This is a genomic window from Streptomyces sp. NPDC004126 (assembly GCF_050275515.1).
In the GTDB taxonomy this organism is placed as follows: domain Bacteria; phylum Actinomycetota; class Actinomycetes; order Streptomycetales; family Streptomycetaceae; genus Streptomyces.
This window is the reverse complement of record NZ_JBNNPF010000002.1, coordinates 16,143-34,018: the sequence shown is the minus strand read 5'-3', so window position 1 is coordinate 34,018 and position 17,876 is coordinate 16,143. Positions and strand designations below refer to the sequence as shown.

Here is a 17,876-nt window from a genome sequence, read left to right as displayed (position 1 = left end):
ATGCCCCCATGACGAGGTCTTGCCGCAGTCTTGGCGGCGCTTTGGCGCGTGGCGCCCTCCCCGGCGCTAGCGTTCCCGTCATGCCGTCTCTGCCGTCACACCCCCCACGCCACGGCAGGCTCCGGGTTCTGCCGTACCGCAAGCCGACGCGCGGCCGGGACTACTGGATCCTGGACGACGTCCTGCCCGACCCCGATGCCGTACGGGCCCGCGTGCTGGAGCGGGACGACTGGGTGGAGGGATACCCCCACAGGCCCGAGCCGTGGCCGGGGCTGCGCACGATGCCCGGTCTGGAACCGGCGGAGCTCGCTCACGTGGAGAAGCTGGTGTGCAGGACCGTCGGAGCCCGGAAGGTCTGGGCCGTGGACCCGGCCGGAGGCGGCACCCTCAACCACAACTGCGTCCAGGTCGTCGGCAAGGACGAATGCGCACCGCGCCCGCACACCGACTCCCGGAGCGTGTGCCGCTACGCGGCGGTGCTGTACCTCAGCCCGGACCTGCCCAAAGACTGCGGCACCAGCTTCCACCGCCAGAACCTGCCCGGCGGCGTCCTCGGCGGCAACCAGGTGCTCGCCCCGCACAACAACCTGGTCGACGCACTCGGCACCCGCTTCGTGCCGGAGGACTCCTTCACCGAGGACCTGCGCGTCCCGCCCCGCTACAACCGACTGCTGCTGTACTCGGCCAACCTCATCCACACCGCGACCAGTTACGCCGGCAGCACCTTGGAGGACAAGCGGATGACTGCCGTCTTCTTCTGGATGGTCTAGCGTCCTCCTTCGTCCGAAGACCAGGGACATCCAGGCGTTCGTACGGGGCGACTACCGCCGACGCCGCCCAGGAGCCCGGCCTCGCCGCCGGCACCTCCGTGGTCGCTCTGATCAAGGCCACCGAGATCTCCCGCGCCGCTGCCTGATCCACCCCCATTCGCCGCCGCTCCACCCGCGACGAGAGGCCCGTCCCCCGGGGGGTGAGCGTCACCCCCGGGGGACGGTGATGACCGCCTTCAGGCATGCGCGGCATCGCCGGAGCGGTCACCGCCAGCCGGAGACCTTGAAGACGCCGTGGGCCGTCTCGCGGTCGATGCGCTGCGCCAGCCGGCGCAGGGCGGTCGTGCCGCGCCGGAGGGTGCCGCGCCGGATCGATGTGCGGCTGTCCGCATCGAGGACGTGCCACATCGCCGGGTTGCGGGTCAGGACCGTCGGATCGATCTCGACCCGGCTTCCCCGCGTGTCCTGGAGGACCAGCCGCTGTGCCACCCCGTCGCACCAGCGGACCGAGACGAGGGAGTCGGTACGGACCGTGCCCGTCGTCAGCATCCCGCGGGCGCTCAACCGTCCCGGGCGGACGGAGACCCGCCGCGGCAGCATGATCGCGAAGACGAGGAAGGCCAGGCCGCTCCACAGGAGGCCGCGCGTCACGTCGAGCCTTCCGGAAGCGGCGTCCACCACGAACAGGGCCGTGAGCAGGAGGGACGCGACGCCGATCGCCGAGCGCAGCTCTGCGGCCCAGTGGACGTCGTGCGTCCAGGGGCCGGCAGGCTCCGCCGAGGTGCCCTGTGCTCCCGGCGCGGCAGATGTGAAACGTCGTCCCATACGAGCGACGTTAGGCCCGGCCGTGGCCCCGTGGTCGGACCCTGACGCACCTCTGATGTGTCGGCAACGCCATGTTGACGGGGTTCACACAGGAACCGGGGTCGCCCGCAGGGCCTGTGCCAGGGCCCGGCCGGTGGCGTGGTGGACGTATTCGCGGGTCAGCCGGAACCCGGCCGTCCAGGCCAGTAGCCGGCTGGGCCGGTTGTCGCGCGAGCAGCACCAGCTCGCGGTGTGCCCCCGGGCCTTGATGTCGGCCGTCAGGCCGGCGACGCAGGCCAGGGCGAGGCGTTCGCGGCGGCGGTCGGGCACGGTGACGACCGCGATGTCCTCGTAGCCGCTGCCGAGGAAGTAGGTGCAGGCGACGGAGAGGAGCCGGCCCTTGGCGAGAGCACCCCAGGCATGGCCGGAGGCCGCGAGCCCGGCGGGTCCGCCCCAGCTGGCGTGGACCCAGGCGTTCTCGGAGCGGAGGCCGGCGAGCGCCGGTCCGTCCGCGGGCGTCAGCCGCCGCACCGTCACGCCGCGCGGCGGCCGGGGGAGGGACACCGGCACCTCGGCCCGGTGGACGTACAGCATCCGTTCCCAGGGGACGACCCGTTGGAAGGCGGAGCCGAGGGCCGGCCAGAGCCGCGGCGGCGTCTCGACGCAGTGGTCCGCGAACCGGGCCAGGGCGTACGGCGCGAGCGCTCCGGGGTCGCCGCGCAGCAGCACGTGGCCCGCGCAGCTGACGGCGAGGACCCGGGGCCGGTCGGGGCGGTCGGCCCACCAGCGGCCGGTGCCCGTGGTCAGCACGTGCTCGGGGAGGGCGCCGAGGCCGGGGGAGCCGGTGGGGAACCAACGGCTGAGGGTGGGAACGTGCTGCGGACCGATTTCGATCACGAATCGTCTCCAGGTGGTGCGCGGGTTCTCCGACCGGGGCGCGGACGGTGGGGACCGCGCGCTCCCGCGGACGCCAGGACGGGCGGGGAGCGCGGGCAGCGGCGGAAGCGGCCGCCCGCGGTGAGGGTGGGGCGGGCGGCCGCGGACCGGGCGGTGCGTCAGGGCACCGGCAGGTGAGCAGGGCGCGGGGCCGGGGGCACCGTATGCGGTGGCCGGTCGTCGTGGCGCAGACCGCTGTTCACACGACCCATCCAACTGCCCTGCGGGGGCTCCGCTCAAGACGGACGGTCAGTCCTTGACACAGCTCTGACGCCCCCGTCCGATGTCAGGTCACCGTGGACGTGGGAGCTCCGGTGACACCGGAGGAGTGCCGCCCGCCATGGGGAGGGTGAGGACCATGGTGAGGCCGCCGCCCGGGGTGTCCTCGGCGGTGAGGGTGCCTCCGATGGCCTCGGTGAAGCCGCGGGCGACGGCGAGGCCGAGGCCGACTCCGGCGCCGCGCGGGGCGTCGCCGTGGCGCTGGAAGGGTAGACGCGCAGGTAGTTGGTGTTCTCCCGGTAGGTCGGGCCCCAGACCTCCAGCAGCAGCCGGCTCTGGGTGATCAGGCGACCGGGGTGGGTGAGGAGGATCTCCAGCAGGTGCCATTCGGTCGGCGTCAGGCGCACGGTGCGTTCGCCCCGGTACACCTTCTTCGCGACCAGGTCGACGGTGAACTCGTCGGTGGTGACGATCGGCACCTCATCGGCCTGCGACGCGCCGGCCGGCTCCTGTCTGCGGGCGGCCGCCCGCAGCCTGGCGAGGAGCTCGTCCATGCTGAACGGTTTCGTCACGTAGTCGTCGGCGCCCGCGTCAAGCGCCCGGATCTTGTCTTCCGACGTGTGTCGGGCGGACAGCACCAGGATGGGCACGCGGCTCCACCCGCGAACGCCCTTGATCACCTCGACGCCGTCCATGTCGGGCAGCCCGAGGTCGCACCCACGCCGGCTGACCGACGGCGTAGGACCGAATCCGGCTCCGCGACGAAGTCGCGGAGCCGGCGGACACTGCCTAGCCCTTGTCCTCGTCCTTGTGCTTGCCCTCCTTCAGCGTGACGGCCTCCGTGTCGGTGAAGTCGATGCGCGTCTTGGCCCGCGTCGTGTGCGGGTAGGCGACGAGGACCGAGCCCGAGCCCGACTCGCCGTCGGACTCCTGCTTCAGCAGGCCCTCGGGCGAGCCGGCGCGGACGATCAGCTCGTCACCCTTCTCCGGCCGCACGTGGGACGGGTCGCCGCCGTCGACCGAGATGTTGGCGCTGACGGAGTCATTGACGAGGAAGTCGACGGTGTCCTTGCCGCCGCGGGCGAGGACGCCGATCCGCTCGGTCTGTGCCGTGGTGATCCGCAGGCCGAGCAGGGCCACGAGCGGCTCCGGCTTGCGGACCAGCGGCAGGGATTCGACGTGGAGCGTGGTGAACGTGTCCACCACACCGCGGATCCGGTCGCCCCGGGTGGTGCCCACGATGGTGACTTCGTCGTCTCCGCCGTCGGTGCTGATTCCCACGTCACCGGTGACGTTGTAGAAGTTCAGCACTTGCGCGGAGTCCCCGCGCGTCAGCCGGCCGCTGTTGACACTGAGCGGGGTGAAGGTGAGCCGGTCGTCACCCGTGCCGCCCGTGACGGCCGCGCCGTGCCCGTTCGCGTCCAGGTTGACCACGGGGATCCCCTGGATGCCGACGAAACCGCCCGGGATGCCCGGGTAGCCCGTGACCTGGCCCTGGGCGACGTCGACCAGCACGTCCGTCGTGGCACCGGCGAGGCTGAGCGAGTGGTGCGCGATGGTCACCGGGAGGGCGGGGGAGGCCGGGCTCACGTTGCCGGCGAGGTCCTCCAGGAGGATGTCGGCCTCGTACCGGCCGTCGCGCAGAGCGGAGCTGACGACCTCGTACTCACCGGCCGGGGTGACGGTGTCCTTGCCGACCACGGCCGTGCCGCCGTCGGCCGGGGTGGCCCGGAGCCGGACCAGCGCGTTCGGCTCGACCGACCAGCCCTGGAACGCGGGCTTGACGATGGTGGTGATGTTGTCGATGTCGCTGCCCGCGCTGTCGCTGGAGGCCAGCAGGTCGGGCGCGGCGGCCGGCCGGGCCGGCGCGGTCGTGTCCAGGGTGATCACGAGTGCGTGCGCGCTCTCCGCGCCCGAGCCGGTGACGTGGGCGGTGCCGGCGACCCGGGGGTCGTCGGACGGGTCGACGACGATCACCTCGGCGGTGATCTGGTTCTCGCCCTCCCGCAGGACCGGGTCCAGGCGGATCTGGTACAGCCCCGGCTTGTTCGCCGGGTCGACCGGGGTGGCGAAGCCGACGCGCTCCCCGTCGCGCTCCACGGCCACCTTGTAGCCGGGGGCGTCGTCGGTGAGGGCGGGCGTGGCGTTCTCCGGGGACAGCGTGATGCCGGCCGCGCGCAGCTCGGCGTCGTTCACGCGCAGGAAGAGGTCCGGTCCGACGGTCCTGGTGATGTCGTCGTTGTCGGAGCGGCCCGAGTCGGACTGCTGCTTGAGGTCCAGGGCGAACGGCTCGGGGGCCGCGCGGTTGACGACGACGAGGTCGTACGTGCCCTGCGGAGGGTCGGTCGGTGAGGCGTCTCCGGGCCGCGTCGGGTCGGTCACGCCGGCGGCGCTGACCACGACGTAGTACTGCTCGTCCTGGACGACCGGGATCGCGAGCCGGCCGGTGGAGGTGCCGGCGCGGGTGGTGACGGTGCCGGTGGCCACGCGGTTGCCGAACTTGTCGTACGCGCGCACCGCGAGCGGGGCGATCACCTCGTTGAAGCGGATCTCGGTGGTGAGGTGGCCGGTGTGGCGGGGCGTGATCCGGAAGAAGTCCACGTCGGTCGCGGTGTGCAGGGTGAGTCCGCGCCGGTTGAACTGCTCGTTCGAGCCGAGGTCGGCGGCCACGGCGTGGTCGATCGACTCGTTGGGCTCGTGGCCGTCGGGGAAGGCTCCGAGCGTGGAGAACACGTCGAAGTAGGTGTCCTGGGCGCCCGCGGAGGGGGTGGTGGGCGTCGGCGGGGTGGCGTTGCCGGTCCAGGACGCGTAGGCGATCCCGTCCACCGTCCACACACCGTTGTACTCGCCGATCCGGAGCGTCTGGCGGGTCTCGCCGGCGACGACGGTGCCGCAGCCGGCGACGTTTCCGAAGCGGCACGGGGCGTTGCGGTCGGGGTCGAAGGGGGCGTCGCTGATGCGGAAGTCCTGCGCCCAGGTCTGGCCGCCGTCCCGGCTGGCGGTGCCGTACAGCTCCAGCAGGAAGTTGTCGGCGCCGTTCGGTCCGGTGCCGCCGTTGCGCCGGCCGCTGCGGTTGTCGTACCAGGTGACTACGGCGTTGCCGTCCTGGTCGATGTGGGCGTTGGGCATGACGGCGAAGGTCTGGCCCGGCCCGTGGTCGACGCGGCTCCGGCTGAAGTTCAGGCCGTTGTCCGTGGAGCGGGCGATGACGACGTCGGCGTCGTCGCCGTCCCCGTAGTTGTTGTTCGGGTCGTCATTGGCGACGACGTAGACGTTCCCGGCCCGGGCCGGGTCGGGCAGGATGTACGGCTGCACGCTGCCCTGCAGCCAGAAGTCGGTTCCGGGGATCTCGGTGGTCGCGTCGTTCTGCCGGTTGCAGGTGACACTGGCCTCGCCCGCCCCGAAGGGCACGGTGCGCTGGCGGGGAGTGCCGACGGCGAAGTCGGCACCGCCGGAGCCGTCCCGGATCAGCTGGATGGTGCCCGCCGTTCCGTCGCCCGCGCAGGTGTCGGTGTGGTAGGCGACGTAGAGGTCGCCGTTCTGCGCCACGGCCGCGTGCGAGGGCCAGACGAACCCCTCGCCCGCCTGGGAGACGGACGCCGGCGTGGACCACATCGTGCCGCCGTTCGTGGACCGTGAGAACAGGATCCGCGAACCGCCGGCGGCGGGGAGTTCCGTCCAGACGATGTAGAGGTTGCCCACGTACGGGCTGGTGGGGTTGGCATCGACCACCAGCCACGGCTTGTCGTGGTCGATGTTGCCGTTCCCGCTCACCTGGACGGGTGTGTAGGTCTGCGTCCCGGTCGTCGTGGTGTCGTTGATCCGGCCGACGCCGACCCCGAGCCGGGCGGGCGTCGGGTTGGTGTTCAGGCCGCCGCGCGACAGGTGCGTGACGAAGAGGCGGCCGTCGGCGTCGAAGGTGAGGACCGGGTCGCCGTTGCAGGGGGTGACGGTCGACGTCCGGGTGATCGGGAAGCCGTCCCGGCCGTAGTTGAGGTCGATGCGGACGGTGCACCCCGACATGACGGCGACCTGTCCGGGCCTTCGCGGATTGGCGGTGGCGTTGTGCGGCTCGTTGTTGCCGGTGCCGATCCTCCGGTCGTCGCCCGCCCACGCCGGGGAGGCCGCGGGGCCGAGGATCACGAGCGACTGCAGCACGAGGAGAATGGTGCCGGCGATGGTGAAGGCACGCTTCCGTAGGTGATGGCTCAGCATGCGTCCCGCTCTCTTGCTCTGTACATCCCTCTCCTTCCAGCCCGACGGCCGCACCTGACCTGCGACTCCGCGCGCTGTTCGGGAGGACTGTGGCAGCGGGGCGTCCGCGCGGCCGGGCGTCCGGCACTGCGTCACGGGAATTCACCGGGTTCCCTTGAAGAACCACCCGACCGGAGCAAGTCGAAGGGGCGAGGTCCGCGCCGACCCGGGGGAGGGTGACGGAAGTCTTACGGCGCGGTGCGGGAGCCGTCGTCCGGGGGGCCGGTTCCGTAGCGTGCCGGGCATGCGAGTACTCGTCACAGGAGGAGCCGGGTTCATCGGCTCGCACGTCGTCGCCGTCCTGGCCGCCGGGGGACACACGCCGGTCGTGCTGGACGCGCTGTTGCCCGCCGCCCATCCGCGGGCCCCCGAGCCGCCGGACGCCGAGTTCGTCCGGGGCGACGTCCGGGACGCGCGGGCGGTGGGGAGCGCGCTGCGCGGCGTGGACGCCGTGTGTCACCAGGCCGCCATTGTGGGGCTGGGGAAGGACTTCGCGGACGCGCCGGAGTACGTCGCCTGCAACGACCTGGGGACGGCGGTGCTGCTGGCCGCCATGGCCCGGGCCGGGGTGCGGAGGTTCGTGCAGGCGGGGTCGATGGTGGTGTACGGGGAGGGGCGGTACGATTGCCCCGCGCACGGGGTGGTGCGGCCGGGGCCGCGGGCGGCCGCGGACCTGGAGGCGGGCCGGTTCGAGCCCCGCTGCCCGCGCTGCGGGGACGGGCTCGCCCCGGGGCTGGTGGCCGAGGACGCGCCGGCGGACCCGCGGAACGTGTACGCGACCACCAAGCTCGCGCAGGAGCACCTGGCCGCCGCCTGGGCGCGGTCGACCGGCGGTACGGCCGTGTCGCTGCGGTACCACAACGTGTACGGGCCGGGCATGCCGCGGGACACCCCGTACGCGGGTGTCGCCTCCTTCTTCCGGTCCGCCCTGGCCCGGGGCGAGGCCCCGCGGGTGTTCGAAGACGGCGCGCAGCGGCGGGACTTCGTGCACGTCCGGGACGTGGCCCGGGCGAACGCGGCCGTCCTGGCGGGCCTCGAAGGCCTGCCGGCCGGCGGGCACACCGCGTACAACGTCGGCAGCGGCGACCCGCACACCGTGGGGGAGATGGCCGCCGCGCTCGCCGCGGAGCACGGCGGCCCGGCGCCCGTGGTCACGGGGGAGTTCCGGCTGGGCGACGTGCGGCACATCACGGCGGACTCCTCCCGGCTGCGGCGCGAGCTGGGCTGGCGTCCCGAGGTCGGGTTCGCGCGGGGCATGGCCGAGTTCGCGCGGGCCGGGCAGCGGGCCTCCGCCGGGGCCGGGCAGCGGTAGCGGCGGCCCGGTCAGGTGTTCGCGGCGGCCAGCGGCAGGGTGACCTCGAAGCGGCAGCCGCCGGGCACGTTGTGGACCCGGGCCCGCCCGGCGTGGGCCTCGACGATGCCCCGTACGATCGCCAGCCCGAGCCCGGCGCCGGCGGGGGGCGTACGGGCGGAGCTGCCGCGCCAGCCGGTGTCGAAGACCTTGGGCAGGTCCTCCTCGGGGATGCCGCCGCAGCCGTCGGTGACCGACAGCACCGCGGTGTCCTCGTGCCGGTCGACGCGCACCGCCACGGTGCCGTCGGCGGGGGTGTGGCGGATGGCGTTGACGAGCAGGTTGGTCAGGACCCGGGTCATCTCCTTGCCGTCCACCTCGACCGGGACGTGGGCGATGTCCCCGCCGCACAGCCGCACCCCCCGCTCGCGGGCCAGCGGGTCGGCGCCGAGGAGGGCGTCGGCCGCCAGGTCCCGGAACGAGACGCGGCTCGGAGTCAGCTCCAGGGCCCCGGCGTGGATGCGGGAGAGCTCGAAGAGGTCGCCGACCATGGTGCCGAGGCGTTCGACCTCGGTGCGGATCTGCCGGTGGTAGCGGGCGGGGTCGGCGGCGACCCCGTCCTCCAGGGCCTCGGCCATGGCCCGCAGTCCGGCCAGCGGGGTGCGCAGGTCGTGGGAGATCCAGGCGACGAGCTCGCGGCGGGAGGACTCCAGGGCGTTCTCGCGCTCCCGGGAGGCCGCGAGCCGGGCACTGGTGGCGGCCAGCTCCCGGGTGACGGCGGCCAGTTCCGCGGTGGCCCGGGCCGGGGGTGCGGCGAAGCCGCCGCCGTCACCGAAGTCCCTGGCCGCACGGGCGAGGTCGCGGCCGCGGGCCACCACCCAGCGGCCGAGCAGCAGCGCGGTGGCCAGCGACACGACGGCGGCCATGGCGGCCACGAGGGTGACGACGCTCAGGTCGTGGGGGGAGAGGAACATCGCCCAGGCCACGGCGAGGGTGCCGGCGAGCATGGCGGCGACGGCGACCGCGGCGACGACGGCCAGGGAGACGGCGACCGACCGGTGCCGCAGCAGGCGCAGCGCGACCGCGCCGAGCAGGCCGGCGCAGGCCGCGCCCCCGAACGCGAAGGCCGCCATCAGCAGGACGTCCTTCACCGGGGTCCCTCCTCCCCGGCCGGGCCGACGCCCGGGCCGACGCCCGCCTCGGAGCCCGCGTCGAAGCGGTACCCCACGCCCCAGACGGTCCGGATGAGCCGGGGCGCGGCCGGGTCGTCCTCGATCTTGGCGCGCAGGCGCCGTACGTGGACGGTCACGGTGGACAGGTCGCCGAAGTCCCAGCCCCACACGTCCCGCATCAGCTCCTCCCGCCCGTGGGCCCGGCCGGGACGGGTGAGGAAGTGCGCCAGGAGGTCGAACTCCCGCAGGGTGAGCGTGAGCTCCCGCCCGTTCCTGTCGGCCCGGCGGGTCCGCGGGTCCAGCCGGATCCCCGCCCCGGTCAGCAGCCCCCGCCCGGCGGGCTCCGGCGCCGCGGCCCGGCTGCGGCGCAGGACGGACTCGACGCGCAGGACCAGCTCGCGCGGGCTGAAGGGCTTCGTGACGTAGTCGTCCGCGCCGAGCTCCAGCCCGGCGATCCGGTCGTCCTCGTCGCCGCGCGCCGTCAGCATGATCACCGGGACGGGGCGCTCGGCACGCAGCCGCCGGCACACCTCCAGCCCGTCGATCCCGGGCAGCATGAGGTCGAGGACGACCAGGTCCGGGGCGTACCGGGCGGCGGCGTCGAGGGCGGCGGGGCCGTCGGCGGCGTGACCGACGTCGTGGCCGGCCCGGCGCAGGTAGCCGGTGACGACCTCGGCGACGGTCGGGTCGTCGTCGACGACGAGGACCCGGGCGGGCGGGGAGGGCGGGTGCGTGCTCGTGGCCGTGCTCATGACGGAGAGCCTCCCACCGCGGGCCCCCTCCCGTCTGCGGCGGCCCGTCCCCGGACGGCAGGCGTCCGCGTTTCGTAAGGAGTCGATGTCCGCTATGTCCCCGGGGAATTCCTACGGTGGCAGTCGTGACCGAAGACTCCGTGGACGTCGTCCTGCCCTGCCTGAACGAGGCCGGGGCCCTGCCCTGGGTACTCGCCCGCATCCCCGCCGGCTGGCGGGCCCTGGTCGTGGACAACGGGTCCACCGACGGCTCCGCCGACCTCGCCCGCTCCCTCGGCGCCACCGTCGTCCAGGAGGCCCGGCGCGGCTTCGGCGCCGCCTGCCACGCCGGACTCCTGGCCGCGGAGGCCGAGTACGTCTGCTTCTGCGACTGCGACGCCTCCCTCGACCCCGGCCTGCTGAGCGGATTCGTCCGGGCGGTCGCCGCCGGCGAGGCCGACCTCGTGCTCGGCCGCCGCCGCCCCCGGGGCCGGGGCGCCTGGCCGGCGCACGCCCGGGCCGGCAACCTCGCCCTCTCCCGGATGCTGCGCCGCCGCACCGGCCTGCGCCTGCACGACCTCGGCCCGCTGCGGGCGATGCGCCGCGAGGACCTCCTGTGCCTGGAACTGACCGACCGGCGTTCCGGCTACCCCCTGCAGATGGTCGTGCGCGCCGCCGACGCCGGCTGGCGGGTGCGCGAGCAGGACGTGCCCTACCTGCCGCGCAGCGGCAAGTCCAAGGTCACCGGCACCTGGCGGGGCACCTGGCAGGCGGTCCGCGACATGCGCGCGGTGCTCGCCGAGCCGCCGTACGCCCCCGCGGGAGCCGCCCGCACCGAGCGGTCCGGGGGCGCGAGGTGACCAGCCTGCTCGTGATCGCCAAAGCGCCCGTGCCCGGCCGGGTCAAGACCCGGCTCACCCCGCCCTTCACCCCCCGGCAGGCGGCGGCCCTGGCCGAGGCCGCGCTCGCCGACACCCTGGCCGCCGCCCGGGCCACCCCGGCCGACCGGCACGTCCTGGTCCTGGACGGCGCCCCGGGGCCGTGGCTGCCGCCCGGCTTCGAGGTCGTGCCGCAGAGCGGCGGGGGCCTCGACGAACGGCTCGCGGCCGCGTTCGCAGGCTGTACCGGCCCGGCGCTGCTGATCGGCATGGACACCCCGCAGGCCACCCCCGCGCACCTGGCGCCCGCGCTGGCCTTCGACGCGTACGACGCCTGGTTCGGCCCGGCCGCCGACGGCGGCTTCTGGGCCCTGGGCCTGGCGGCGCCGGACCCGGCCCTGCTCCTCGGCGTCCCCATGTCCGCGCCCGACACCGGGGCGGTGCAGTACCGGCGGCTGCGCGCGGCCGGGCTGCGCACCGGGCTGCTGCCCCGGCTCCGCGACGTGGACACCGCCGCCGACGCCGCCGAGGTGGCCGCCCTCGCACCGGCCGGCCGGTTCGCCGCGTGCCACCGGCGGCTCAGTGCCCGTACGGCGGTGGCCCGATGACCGCCCCCGCCACCTCCACGCCCCCCTCCGCGCCGGCGCCGGCGTCCCGCGCCGGGTCCGGCCCGGCATGGCGGGCCGACCCCTACGCCCTGGCCCTGCGCACCGGCCGGGGCCCCCTCTTCCTGCGCAGGCCGGACGGCTGGCTGCTGCCCCTGGACGTCGAACGGTGGTGCGCCGGGACCGACGCCGCCGACGAGAGCGTGCTCGCCCGCTGCCACGGCGCCGTCCTCGACATCGGCTGCGGCCCGGGCCGGCTCGTCGCGGCGCTGGCCGGACGCGGCCACCGCGCGCTGGGCATCGACGTGACCCCCGCCGCCGTGACCCGGACCGCGCGCCGCGGCGGAACGGCCCTGTGCCGTTCCGTCTTCGACCCCCTGCCCGGCGAACGCCGCTGGGACACCGCCCTGCTGATCGACGGCAACATCGGCATCGGCGGAGACCCCGCCGCGCTCCTGGAGCGCACCGCGGAGCTGCTCGCCCCCGGCGGCCGCCTGGTCGCCGAGGCCGCGCCCGTCGAGGTGGACGAGCGGTGCGAGGTGCGCCTCGACGACGGCCGCGGCACGCTCGGCACCCCCTTCCCGTGGGCCCGGACGGGCATCCGGGCGCTGCTGGGCCACGCGGAGGCCGCCGGCTGGCGCACCGTCCGCAGCTGGACGCTGGCCGGCCGGCCCTTCGCCGAACTCGTCCCCGGGCCACGGCGCGCCGCCGCGGCCCCCGCCCCCGCCGGAGCCGCGCCGTGACCCGGCCGCCCACGCCCCTCCCGCGCGCCACCGTCCTTTCCCGCGCCGCCGCCGTCCCGCGCGCCACCGCCGCCACCGCCGTCCTGCTGACCGCCCTGGCCGGCGTGCTCGTCCTCACCGTGCGCGAGGACGGCTACTTCGCCGACCCGGCCGGCCTGTCCTGGCTGTACGCCGCCTGCTGGGCGCTGTTCGCGGCGGCCGTGTGGTCCCTGCGCCGGGTACCCGCCCGGCACGTCACCGCCCTCGTCCTCGCCGGCGGCGCCGCCGTCGCCCTGACGGGCCTCGCCGCCCCGCCCCGCACCAGCACCGACTCGTTCCGCTACGCCTGGGACGGGCGCGTACAGGCGGCGGGCATCTCCCCCTACGACCACGCCCCGGCCGACACAGCCCTGCTGCCGTACCGCGACGACTGGCTGTTCCCCACCGGCACGGCGTGCGGCGGACCGGACCTCGCCCCGGTGTCCGAGGGCGTCTGCACCCGCATCAACCGCCCCCGGGTGCACACCGTCTACCCCCCGGCCGGCGAGCTGTACTTCCTCCTCGTCCACGCCCTCTCACCCGACGGGGTCCGCCACAAGGCCCTCCAGACGGGCGGCGCCCTCCTCGCCGTCACCACCACCCCGGTGCTGCTGCGCGTCCTGCGCCGCCGCGGCGACCCCCGCACCGCGGCCTACTGGGCCTGGTGCCCGGCGGTCGCCGTCGAAGCCGTCAACAACGCCCACGCCGACGTCCTCGCCGTCCTGCTGTCCGTCTTCGCCCTGGGCCTGACGGTCCGCCACCGGGCCCGGGGCGGCGCCGTGCTCGGCCTGGCCGTCGCGGTCAAGCTCCTGCCGGCCGTCCTGGTCCCCGGCGCGCTGTCCGGCGTACGCCGCGCCCGTGACGCCGCCGCCACCCTGCTCCCCGCCGCCGCGGTGCTCACCGTCCTGTACCTGCCGTACGTCCTGCTCTCCCACTCCTCCGTGCTGGGCTACCTCGGCGGCTACGCCGACGAAGAGGGCTACCAGGACGCCTCCGCCGGCAACCGCTACGCCCTCCTGCGCCTGCTGCTCCCCGACTCCTGGGCCGTGCCCGCCGTCATCGCGGGCATGCTCGCCGTCAGCCTGTACGTGATGCGGCGGGGCGACCCCGGGCGGCCGTGGAGCGGAGCCCTCCTGGTCACCGGGACCGCCTTCCTCCTGACCACCCCCGGCTACTCCTGGTACGCCCTCCTGCTGATCGCCCTCGTGGCGCTCGACGGGCGCTGGGAGTGGCTCGGCGTCGCGGTCGCGGGCGCGGCCGCCTACCTGACGGGCCGGGTCGTCCCGTACGCGGGCACGGCCGTGTACGCCGCCGCCGCGCTGGCCGTCCTCTGCGGCTGGGCGGCGCGCCGGCGGCCCCCCGGGCGGAGCCGCACCCCCGACCGCACGACCGGCACGCCCTCCCCGGCGGAGGAGGCCCGGTGAACCCGCGAACGCACGACCCGAGGAGGCACCCCGTGGAAGCGAAGACCGGCGGAGCACGCACCCCCGGGGGCCCGTTCCGCCCGGAGTTCTGGCGCAGCCCGCTGCGCGGCCCCTGGCTGACCGCGGCGTTCGGGATCGTCCTGCTCTTCGGCATCACGGTCCTGTTCGTCACCGGCCTGCTGTCGTACGCCGCGTACGAGCCGGACCTCGCGGCGGTCAACGACCAGACCCCCGGCAAGGGATGGCTCGGCTTCTACCTCTTCTCCTGGCCGACCTCCCCCTACTGGCTCTACCGGGTCACCCAGGGCGTGCACGTCACCCTGGGCGTGGTGCTCGTGCCCGTCCTCCTGGCGAAGCTGTGGTCGGTGATCCCGAAGCTCTTCTCCTGGCCCCCGGTGCGGTCGCCCGCCCAGGCCGCCGAGCGGCTCTCGCTGCTCCTGCTGGTGGGCGGGGCCGGGTTCGAGTTCGCCACGGGCATCCTCAACACCCAGCTCAAGTACGTCTTCCCGGGCTCCTTCTACACGCTCCACTTCTACGGGGCCTGGGTGTTCACCGGCGCCTTCGCGGTCCACGTGGCGTTCCGGCTGGGACGGGCCGTGCGGGCGCTGCGCGCCGGGCCGCGGCAGCCGGACCCGGCCGGCGAGGAGGCGGCCGGCCTGGTGTCGCCCCGCCCGGCCGCCCCGACGATCTCCCGGCGGGGCGCGCTGGGCATGGTCGGGCTGGGCGCGTTCGCGCTGTTCGCCGTGACGGCGGGGCAGAGCGCGGGCGGGTGGCTGCGCCGGACGGCGCTGCTGGCGCCGCACGGACAGGAACCGGGCTCCGGCCCCAACGGCTTCCAGATCAACAAGACGGCCGCCTCCGTGGGCATCCGCCCCAGCGACACCGGTCCGGCCTGGCGGCTGACCGTGCGGGGTGCGGGCCGCCAGGTCGACCTCACCTACGACCGGCTGCTCGGCCTGCCGCAGAACGAGGCGCTGCTGCCCATCGCCTGCGTGGAGGGCTGGTCGACCGCGGACCAGCACTGGAGCGGTGTCCGCCTGACCGAACTGGCCGCGCTCGTGGGCCTGGGCGCGCACCCCGGGCAGGTCCTCGTCGAGTCCGTCCAGCGGGGCGGTTCGTTCGGCTCGGTCGTGCTGAGCGGCAGCCAGGTCCGCGACGCGCGCTCGCTGCTGGCCGTCCGGGTCAACGGGGCGGTCCTGTCCCGCGACCACGGCTACCCGGCCCGGGTGATCGTCCCCGGCGCCCCCGGGGTCCACAACACAAAATGGGTCACCCGCCTGACCTTCGGGGAGCCTTCGTGAAGCCGCCGGCCGCCGACTCCGCCACGACCCCCTTCCGGCACCGCTACGGGGCGTCCCCGCTCCACCTGCTGCTCGTCCTCGTCTCCTTCGCCCTGGCCTGCTACGCGGGACTGCGCCTGCTCGAAGGGGACCCCCTCGGGGTGGCCCTGTGGTTCGTCGGGGCCGCGCTCCTGCACGACCTCGTCCTGCTGCCCCTGTACGCGGCCGCCGACCTGGCCGTCCAGCGGATCCTGGGGCGCGGGGCCCGGGAAGGGGCGCGCACGCCCCGGGCCGGCGTGAACCACGTCCGGGTGCCGGCCTTCGTCTCCGGGGTCCTGCTGCTCGTGTACTGGCCGCTGGTCCTCGGGGAGGTCGGCCACTACACGGTCACCACCGGCCTGCCGTCCGACGTGTTCCTGGGGCGGTGGCTGCTGATCACGGCCGGCCTGTTCGCCGCCTCGGGGGCCGTCCTCGCCGTGCGGCTGTGGACCGGGCGGGTCAGCCGAGGACGAGGGGGAGGGCGGCCAGACCCCGGGTGAGGCGGGTCCGGCGCCAGGCCAGGGACTCCGGGGGGACGGCCAGACGGGTCTTCGGGAAGCGGGTCAGGAGGGCGCGCAGGGCGGTCTCCGCCTCGGCCCGGGCCAGGGGGGCGCCCGGGCAGCGGTGGATGCCGTGGCCGAAGGAGAGGTGGGCGCCGGCGTCGCGGTCGAGGTCCAGGCGGTCCGGGGCGGGGAAGACGGACGGGTCGCGGTTGGCGGCTCCGGGGGCGATGAGGACCGGGTGGCCGGCCGGGACGGCGGTCCCGCCGATGCTCAGGTCCTGCGTGCTGTGGCGGAAGGTGGCCACGCCCACCGGGGAGTCGTGGCGCAGGAGTTCGTCGAGGGCGCCGGGGATCAGGTCCGGGTCCCGGCACAGCCGGTCGAACGCCTCCGGGTGCCGGAGCAGGGCCAGGACGGCGTTGCCGATGAAGTGGGTGGTGGTCTCGTGCCCGGCCACCAGGAGGAGGGCGGCCAGGGAGACGGCCTCGTCCCGGTCGAGGCCGCCCTCGTCGCAGTCGCGGAGGAAGGAGTGGAGCGGGCCGTCCCCGGGGGTGGCGCGGGCCCGGTCCAGAAGTGCGGTGAGGTGGCCGCCGATGAGGTGCGAGGCCGCGTCGACGCGGGCGGTGTCCATGGCGTCGAAGAGGTCGTGGGACCACTCGGCGAGGCTCGCGCGGTCGGCTCCGGGCACGCCGAGCAGTTCGCAGACGACGGTGACCGGGAGGGGGACGGCCAGGCCGGCCACCAGGTCGATCTCCGCGCCCGGCAGCCATCCGGACGTGAGGTCGTCCACGACCCGGGTGATGAACGGGCGCAGGCCGCGGACGCGGCCGGTGGTGAACAGGGGGGTCGCCACCCGGCGGAGGCGGGTGTGGACGGGCGGGTCGCTCGACAGCATGGTGCGGGAGACGGCCGGGTGCAGGTCGCGGTCCGAGGGCCGTCCGGCGAAGAACCGGGCCGTGTCCTTGGACAGGCGGGGGTCGGTGAACGCCTCCCGGGCCTCGGCGTGGCCGGTGACCAGGTACGCGTGGTGGCCGCCGGAACCGGTGGGGATCCGCTGGACGGGGCACTCCCGGCGCAGCCGGTCGTAGGCCGGGTAGGGGTCGGCGAAGAACCGCGGGTCGCGCAGCGGGTCCTGCCGGGGGGCGGTCACGAGGCGGCGCCCGCGCGCCCGGCCGCCGGACGGCGCACCCGGGCGGCCGCCGCGGGAAGGTCTCCCCGGCGGGAGGGCCTCGCACGAGGCGCGCAGCTGCTCAAGGTCCATGTCCTCACTCTGGTGACGCCGGAACGCGCCCCATGCTGGCACGCCCGCGGCGCCCCGGGCGAAGCACGGCCACCGGGGGACGTGCCGGGCCGGTTCGGGTTCGAGTTCCACGGGGGTGGGCCCGGCCGGTGATCCGGGCCGCCCGGCGTACCGGGCCCGGGGCGCGCTATGGTGGTGTGCGAGGCCCCGCGTCATCCCCCGTGCGCGGGGCCTCACTTGCCGCCGCGCGGGACCCCGCGCCCCGGCCGGACGGTCAGACTTCGGGGAAGTCCTCCGGGACGCCCAGCGCCGGGGCGATCGTGCGCCAGATCACCGCGCGGGCCGTGGCCAGGTCCACCCGCGGGTCGTCGAGCATCAGCCGGATGCCCAGCCCGTCGCACAGCGCCAGCACCAGCGTGCTCACACCGGCCACGTCGCAGTCGGTGAACTCCCCCGACGCGATGCCCCGTTCCACCGCGCCGCCCACCCACGCGTGCAGCTGGTCGTACAGGTCGACGGCCAGGTGACGGGCCGTCGCGTCGCGCTGGGCCCGCACCCACAGCTCCTGCCAGAGCTTCCAGTCCTGGCGCAGCTCCTCGTCCGTCGGCAGCATGCTCCGCAGGATCCGGGCCAGCGCGACGGACGCCGGGACCGGACCCGCGTCGGCCTCGGTGTCCTTGCCGGTCTGGGCGAAGGAGTGCGTCATCGCCTCGGCGAAGAGCTTCTCCCGCGTGTCGAAGTGGTAGTGCAGCAGGGCCTTCGAGACGCCGGCGTGCTCGGCGACCTTGCGCATGCTGATGCTCTCGAAGCCGATGTCCGCGATGACCTCGCACGCGGCCGTGAGGATCCGCTCACGTGTCTCGATCGCGCGCTCGGCCTTGGTCACGTCGGCTGCTCCCCGTGTCGGCGCCCGTGGACCGGGCGGGCCCGCCCGGCTGACCGGGTCGGCACACCACCATCCTCGCTCATCAC

15 protein-coding genes and 2 pseudogenes are annotated in these 17,876 nt (G+C 75.1%); 8 read left to right on the top strand and 9 right to left on the bottom strand.

Translation table 11 applies throughout. The features are described 5' to 3' along the window. Window positions 1-80 precede the first annotated feature (80 nt). The gene (locus tag ACQKM2_RS02650; protein WP_427705790.1) at window positions 81-770 is read left to right on the top strand and encodes a DUF6445 family protein; all 690 of its coding nucleotides are present in this window, start codon (window positions 81-83) and stop codon (window positions 768-770) included. Between the two features lie 264 nt (window positions 771-1,034). On the opposite strand, the gene ACQKM2_RS02645 is transcribed toward ACQKM2_RS02650, so the two are convergent. From ACQKM2_RS02645 to ACQKM2_RS02625, 5 genes and pseudogenes are all read right to left on the bottom strand, one after another. Then, window positions 1,035-1,595, bottom strand: coding sequence for a hypothetical protein (locus ACQKM2_RS02645; protein WP_427705788.1), 561 nt, complete (start codon window positions 1,593-1,595; stop codon window positions 1,035-1,037). Between the two features lie 84 nt (window positions 1,596-1,679). After that, window positions 1,680-2,471, bottom strand: a complete 792-nt coding sequence (locus ACQKM2_RS02640; RefSeq protein ID WP_427705786.1) for a GNAT family N-acetyltransferase — start codon at window positions 2,469-2,471, stop codon at window positions 1,680-1,682. 330 nt (window positions 2,472-2,801) lie between these two features. Then, window positions 2,802-3,002: pseudogene (locus ACQKM2_RS02635) on the bottom strand (ATP-binding protein); the annotation flags it as partial. Continuing rightward, a pseudogene (locus ACQKM2_RS02630) lies at window positions 2,963-3,442 on the bottom strand (response regulator); the annotation flags it as partial. The pseudogenes ACQKM2_RS02635 and ACQKM2_RS02630, both read right to left, overlap by 40 nt. A gap of 76 nt (window positions 3,443-3,518) precedes the next feature. Next, the gene (locus tag ACQKM2_RS02625) at window positions 3,519-6,887 is read right to left on the bottom strand and encodes an Ig-like domain-containing protein (protein WP_427705784.1); all 3,369 of its coding nucleotides are present in this window, start codon (window positions 6,885-6,887) and stop codon (window positions 3,519-3,521) included. 340 nt (window positions 6,888-7,227) lie between these two features. Between ACQKM2_RS02625 and ACQKM2_RS02620 the strand changes: the two genes are divergently transcribed. After that, window positions 7,228-8,295 (top strand): NAD-dependent epimerase/dehydratase family protein, encoded by a 1,068-nt coding sequence (locus ACQKM2_RS02620; RefSeq protein WP_427705782.1) that lies wholly within the window; start codon window positions 7,228-7,230, stop codon window positions 8,293-8,295. A gap of 11 nt (window positions 8,296-8,306) precedes the next feature. On the opposite strand, the gene ACQKM2_RS02615 is transcribed toward ACQKM2_RS02620, so the two are convergent. Both ACQKM2_RS02615 and ACQKM2_RS02610 read right to left on the bottom strand, forming a co-directional pair. Continuing rightward, window positions 8,307-9,425, bottom strand: a complete 1,119-nt coding sequence (locus tag ACQKM2_RS02615; protein ID WP_427705780.1) for a sensor histidine kinase — start codon at window positions 9,423-9,425, stop codon at window positions 8,307-8,309. Beyond that, window positions 9,422-10,198: a response regulator transcription factor gene (locus ACQKM2_RS02610; protein WP_427705778.1), complete on the bottom strand. Its 777-nt coding sequence runs from the start codon at window positions 10,196-10,198 to the stop codon at window positions 9,422-9,424. The genes ACQKM2_RS02615 and ACQKM2_RS02610 overlap by 4 nt, the downstream gene beginning before the upstream one ends. A 116-nt stretch (window positions 10,199-10,314) precedes the next feature. On the opposite strand from ACQKM2_RS02610, the gene ACQKM2_RS02605 reads away from it, so the two are divergent. Genes ACQKM2_RS02605 through ACQKM2_RS02580 form a run of 6 tightly spaced genes read left to right on the top strand, consistent with a single transcriptional unit; the run spans window position 10,315 to window position 15,664 of the window. Further along, the gene (locus ACQKM2_RS02605) at window positions 10,315-11,037 is read left to right on the top strand and encodes a glycosyltransferase family 2 protein (RefSeq protein ID WP_427705776.1); all 723 of its coding nucleotides are present in this window, start codon (window positions 10,315-10,317) and stop codon (window positions 11,035-11,037) included. Continuing rightward, window positions 11,034-11,663 (top strand): TIGR04282 family arsenosugar biosynthesis glycosyltransferase, encoded by a 630-nt coding sequence (locus tag ACQKM2_RS02600; RefSeq protein WP_427705774.1) that lies wholly within the window; start codon window positions 11,034-11,036, stop codon window positions 11,661-11,663. The genes ACQKM2_RS02605 and ACQKM2_RS02600 overlap by 4 nt, the downstream gene beginning before the upstream one ends. After that, window positions 11,660-12,403 (top strand): class I SAM-dependent methyltransferase, encoded by a 744-nt coding sequence (locus ACQKM2_RS02595; RefSeq protein ID WP_427705772.1) that lies wholly within the window; start codon window positions 11,660-11,662, stop codon window positions 12,401-12,403. Before ACQKM2_RS02600 ends, ACQKM2_RS02595 begins: the two co-directional genes overlap by 4 nt. Continuing rightward, window positions 12,400-13,845, top strand: coding sequence for a glycosyltransferase 87 family protein (locus ACQKM2_RS02590; RefSeq protein WP_427705770.1), 1,446 nt, complete (start codon window positions 12,400-12,402; stop codon window positions 13,843-13,845). Before ACQKM2_RS02595 ends, ACQKM2_RS02590 begins: the two co-directional genes overlap by 4 nt. A 32-nt stretch (window positions 13,846-13,877) precedes the next feature. Continuing rightward, window positions 13,878-15,146: a molybdopterin-dependent oxidoreductase gene (locus ACQKM2_RS02585; protein ID WP_427705768.1), complete on the top strand. Its 1,269-nt coding sequence runs from the start codon at window positions 13,878-13,880 to the stop codon at window positions 15,144-15,146. Beyond that, entirely contained in the window at window positions 15,110-15,664 is a 555-nt protein-coding gene (locus ACQKM2_RS02580) for a hypothetical protein (protein WP_427705766.1), read from the top strand. Before ACQKM2_RS02585 ends, ACQKM2_RS02580 begins: the two co-directional genes overlap by 37 nt. On the opposite strand, the gene ACQKM2_RS02575 is transcribed toward ACQKM2_RS02580, so the two are convergent. Then, complete coding sequence (locus tag ACQKM2_RS02575) at window positions 15,624-16,814, bottom strand: cytochrome P450 family protein (RefSeq protein WP_427706275.1); 1,191 nt, start codon at window positions 16,812-16,814, stop codon at window positions 15,624-15,626. The genes ACQKM2_RS02580 and ACQKM2_RS02575 overlap by 41 nt on opposite strands. Before the next feature lie 364 nt (window positions 16,815-17,178). Further along, a complete protein-coding gene (locus tag ACQKM2_RS02570; protein ID WP_427705764.1) occupies window positions 17,179-17,790 on the bottom strand; it encodes a TetR/AcrR family transcriptional regulator in 612 nt (203 codons plus the stop codon). Window positions 17,791-17,876: the final 86 nt, after the last annotated feature.

Coding starts and splice junctions, on each gene's coding strand:
- ACQKM2_RS02650 (WP_427705790.1), top strand. CDS start 81: ATGCCGTCTCTGCCGTCACACCCCCCACGCCACGGCAGGCTCCGGGTT.
- ACQKM2_RS02645 (WP_427705788.1), bottom strand. CDS start 1,595: ATGGGACGACGTTTCACATCTGCCGCGCCGGGAGCACAGGGCACCTCG.
- ACQKM2_RS02620 (WP_427705782.1), top strand. CDS start 7,228: ATGCGAGTACTCGTCACAGGAGGAGCCGGGTTCATCGGCTCGCACGTC.
- ACQKM2_RS02610 (WP_427705778.1), bottom strand. CDS start 10,198: ATGAGCACGGCCACGAGCACGCACCCGCCCTCCCCGCCCGCCCGGGTC.
- ACQKM2_RS02595 (WP_427705772.1), top strand. CDS start 11,660: ATGACCGCCCCCGCCACCTCCACGCCCCCCTCCGCGCCGGCGCCGGCG.
- ACQKM2_RS02580 (WP_427705766.1), top strand. CDS start 15,110: ATGGGTCACCCGCCTGACCTTCGGGGAGCCTTCGTGAAGCCGCCGGCC.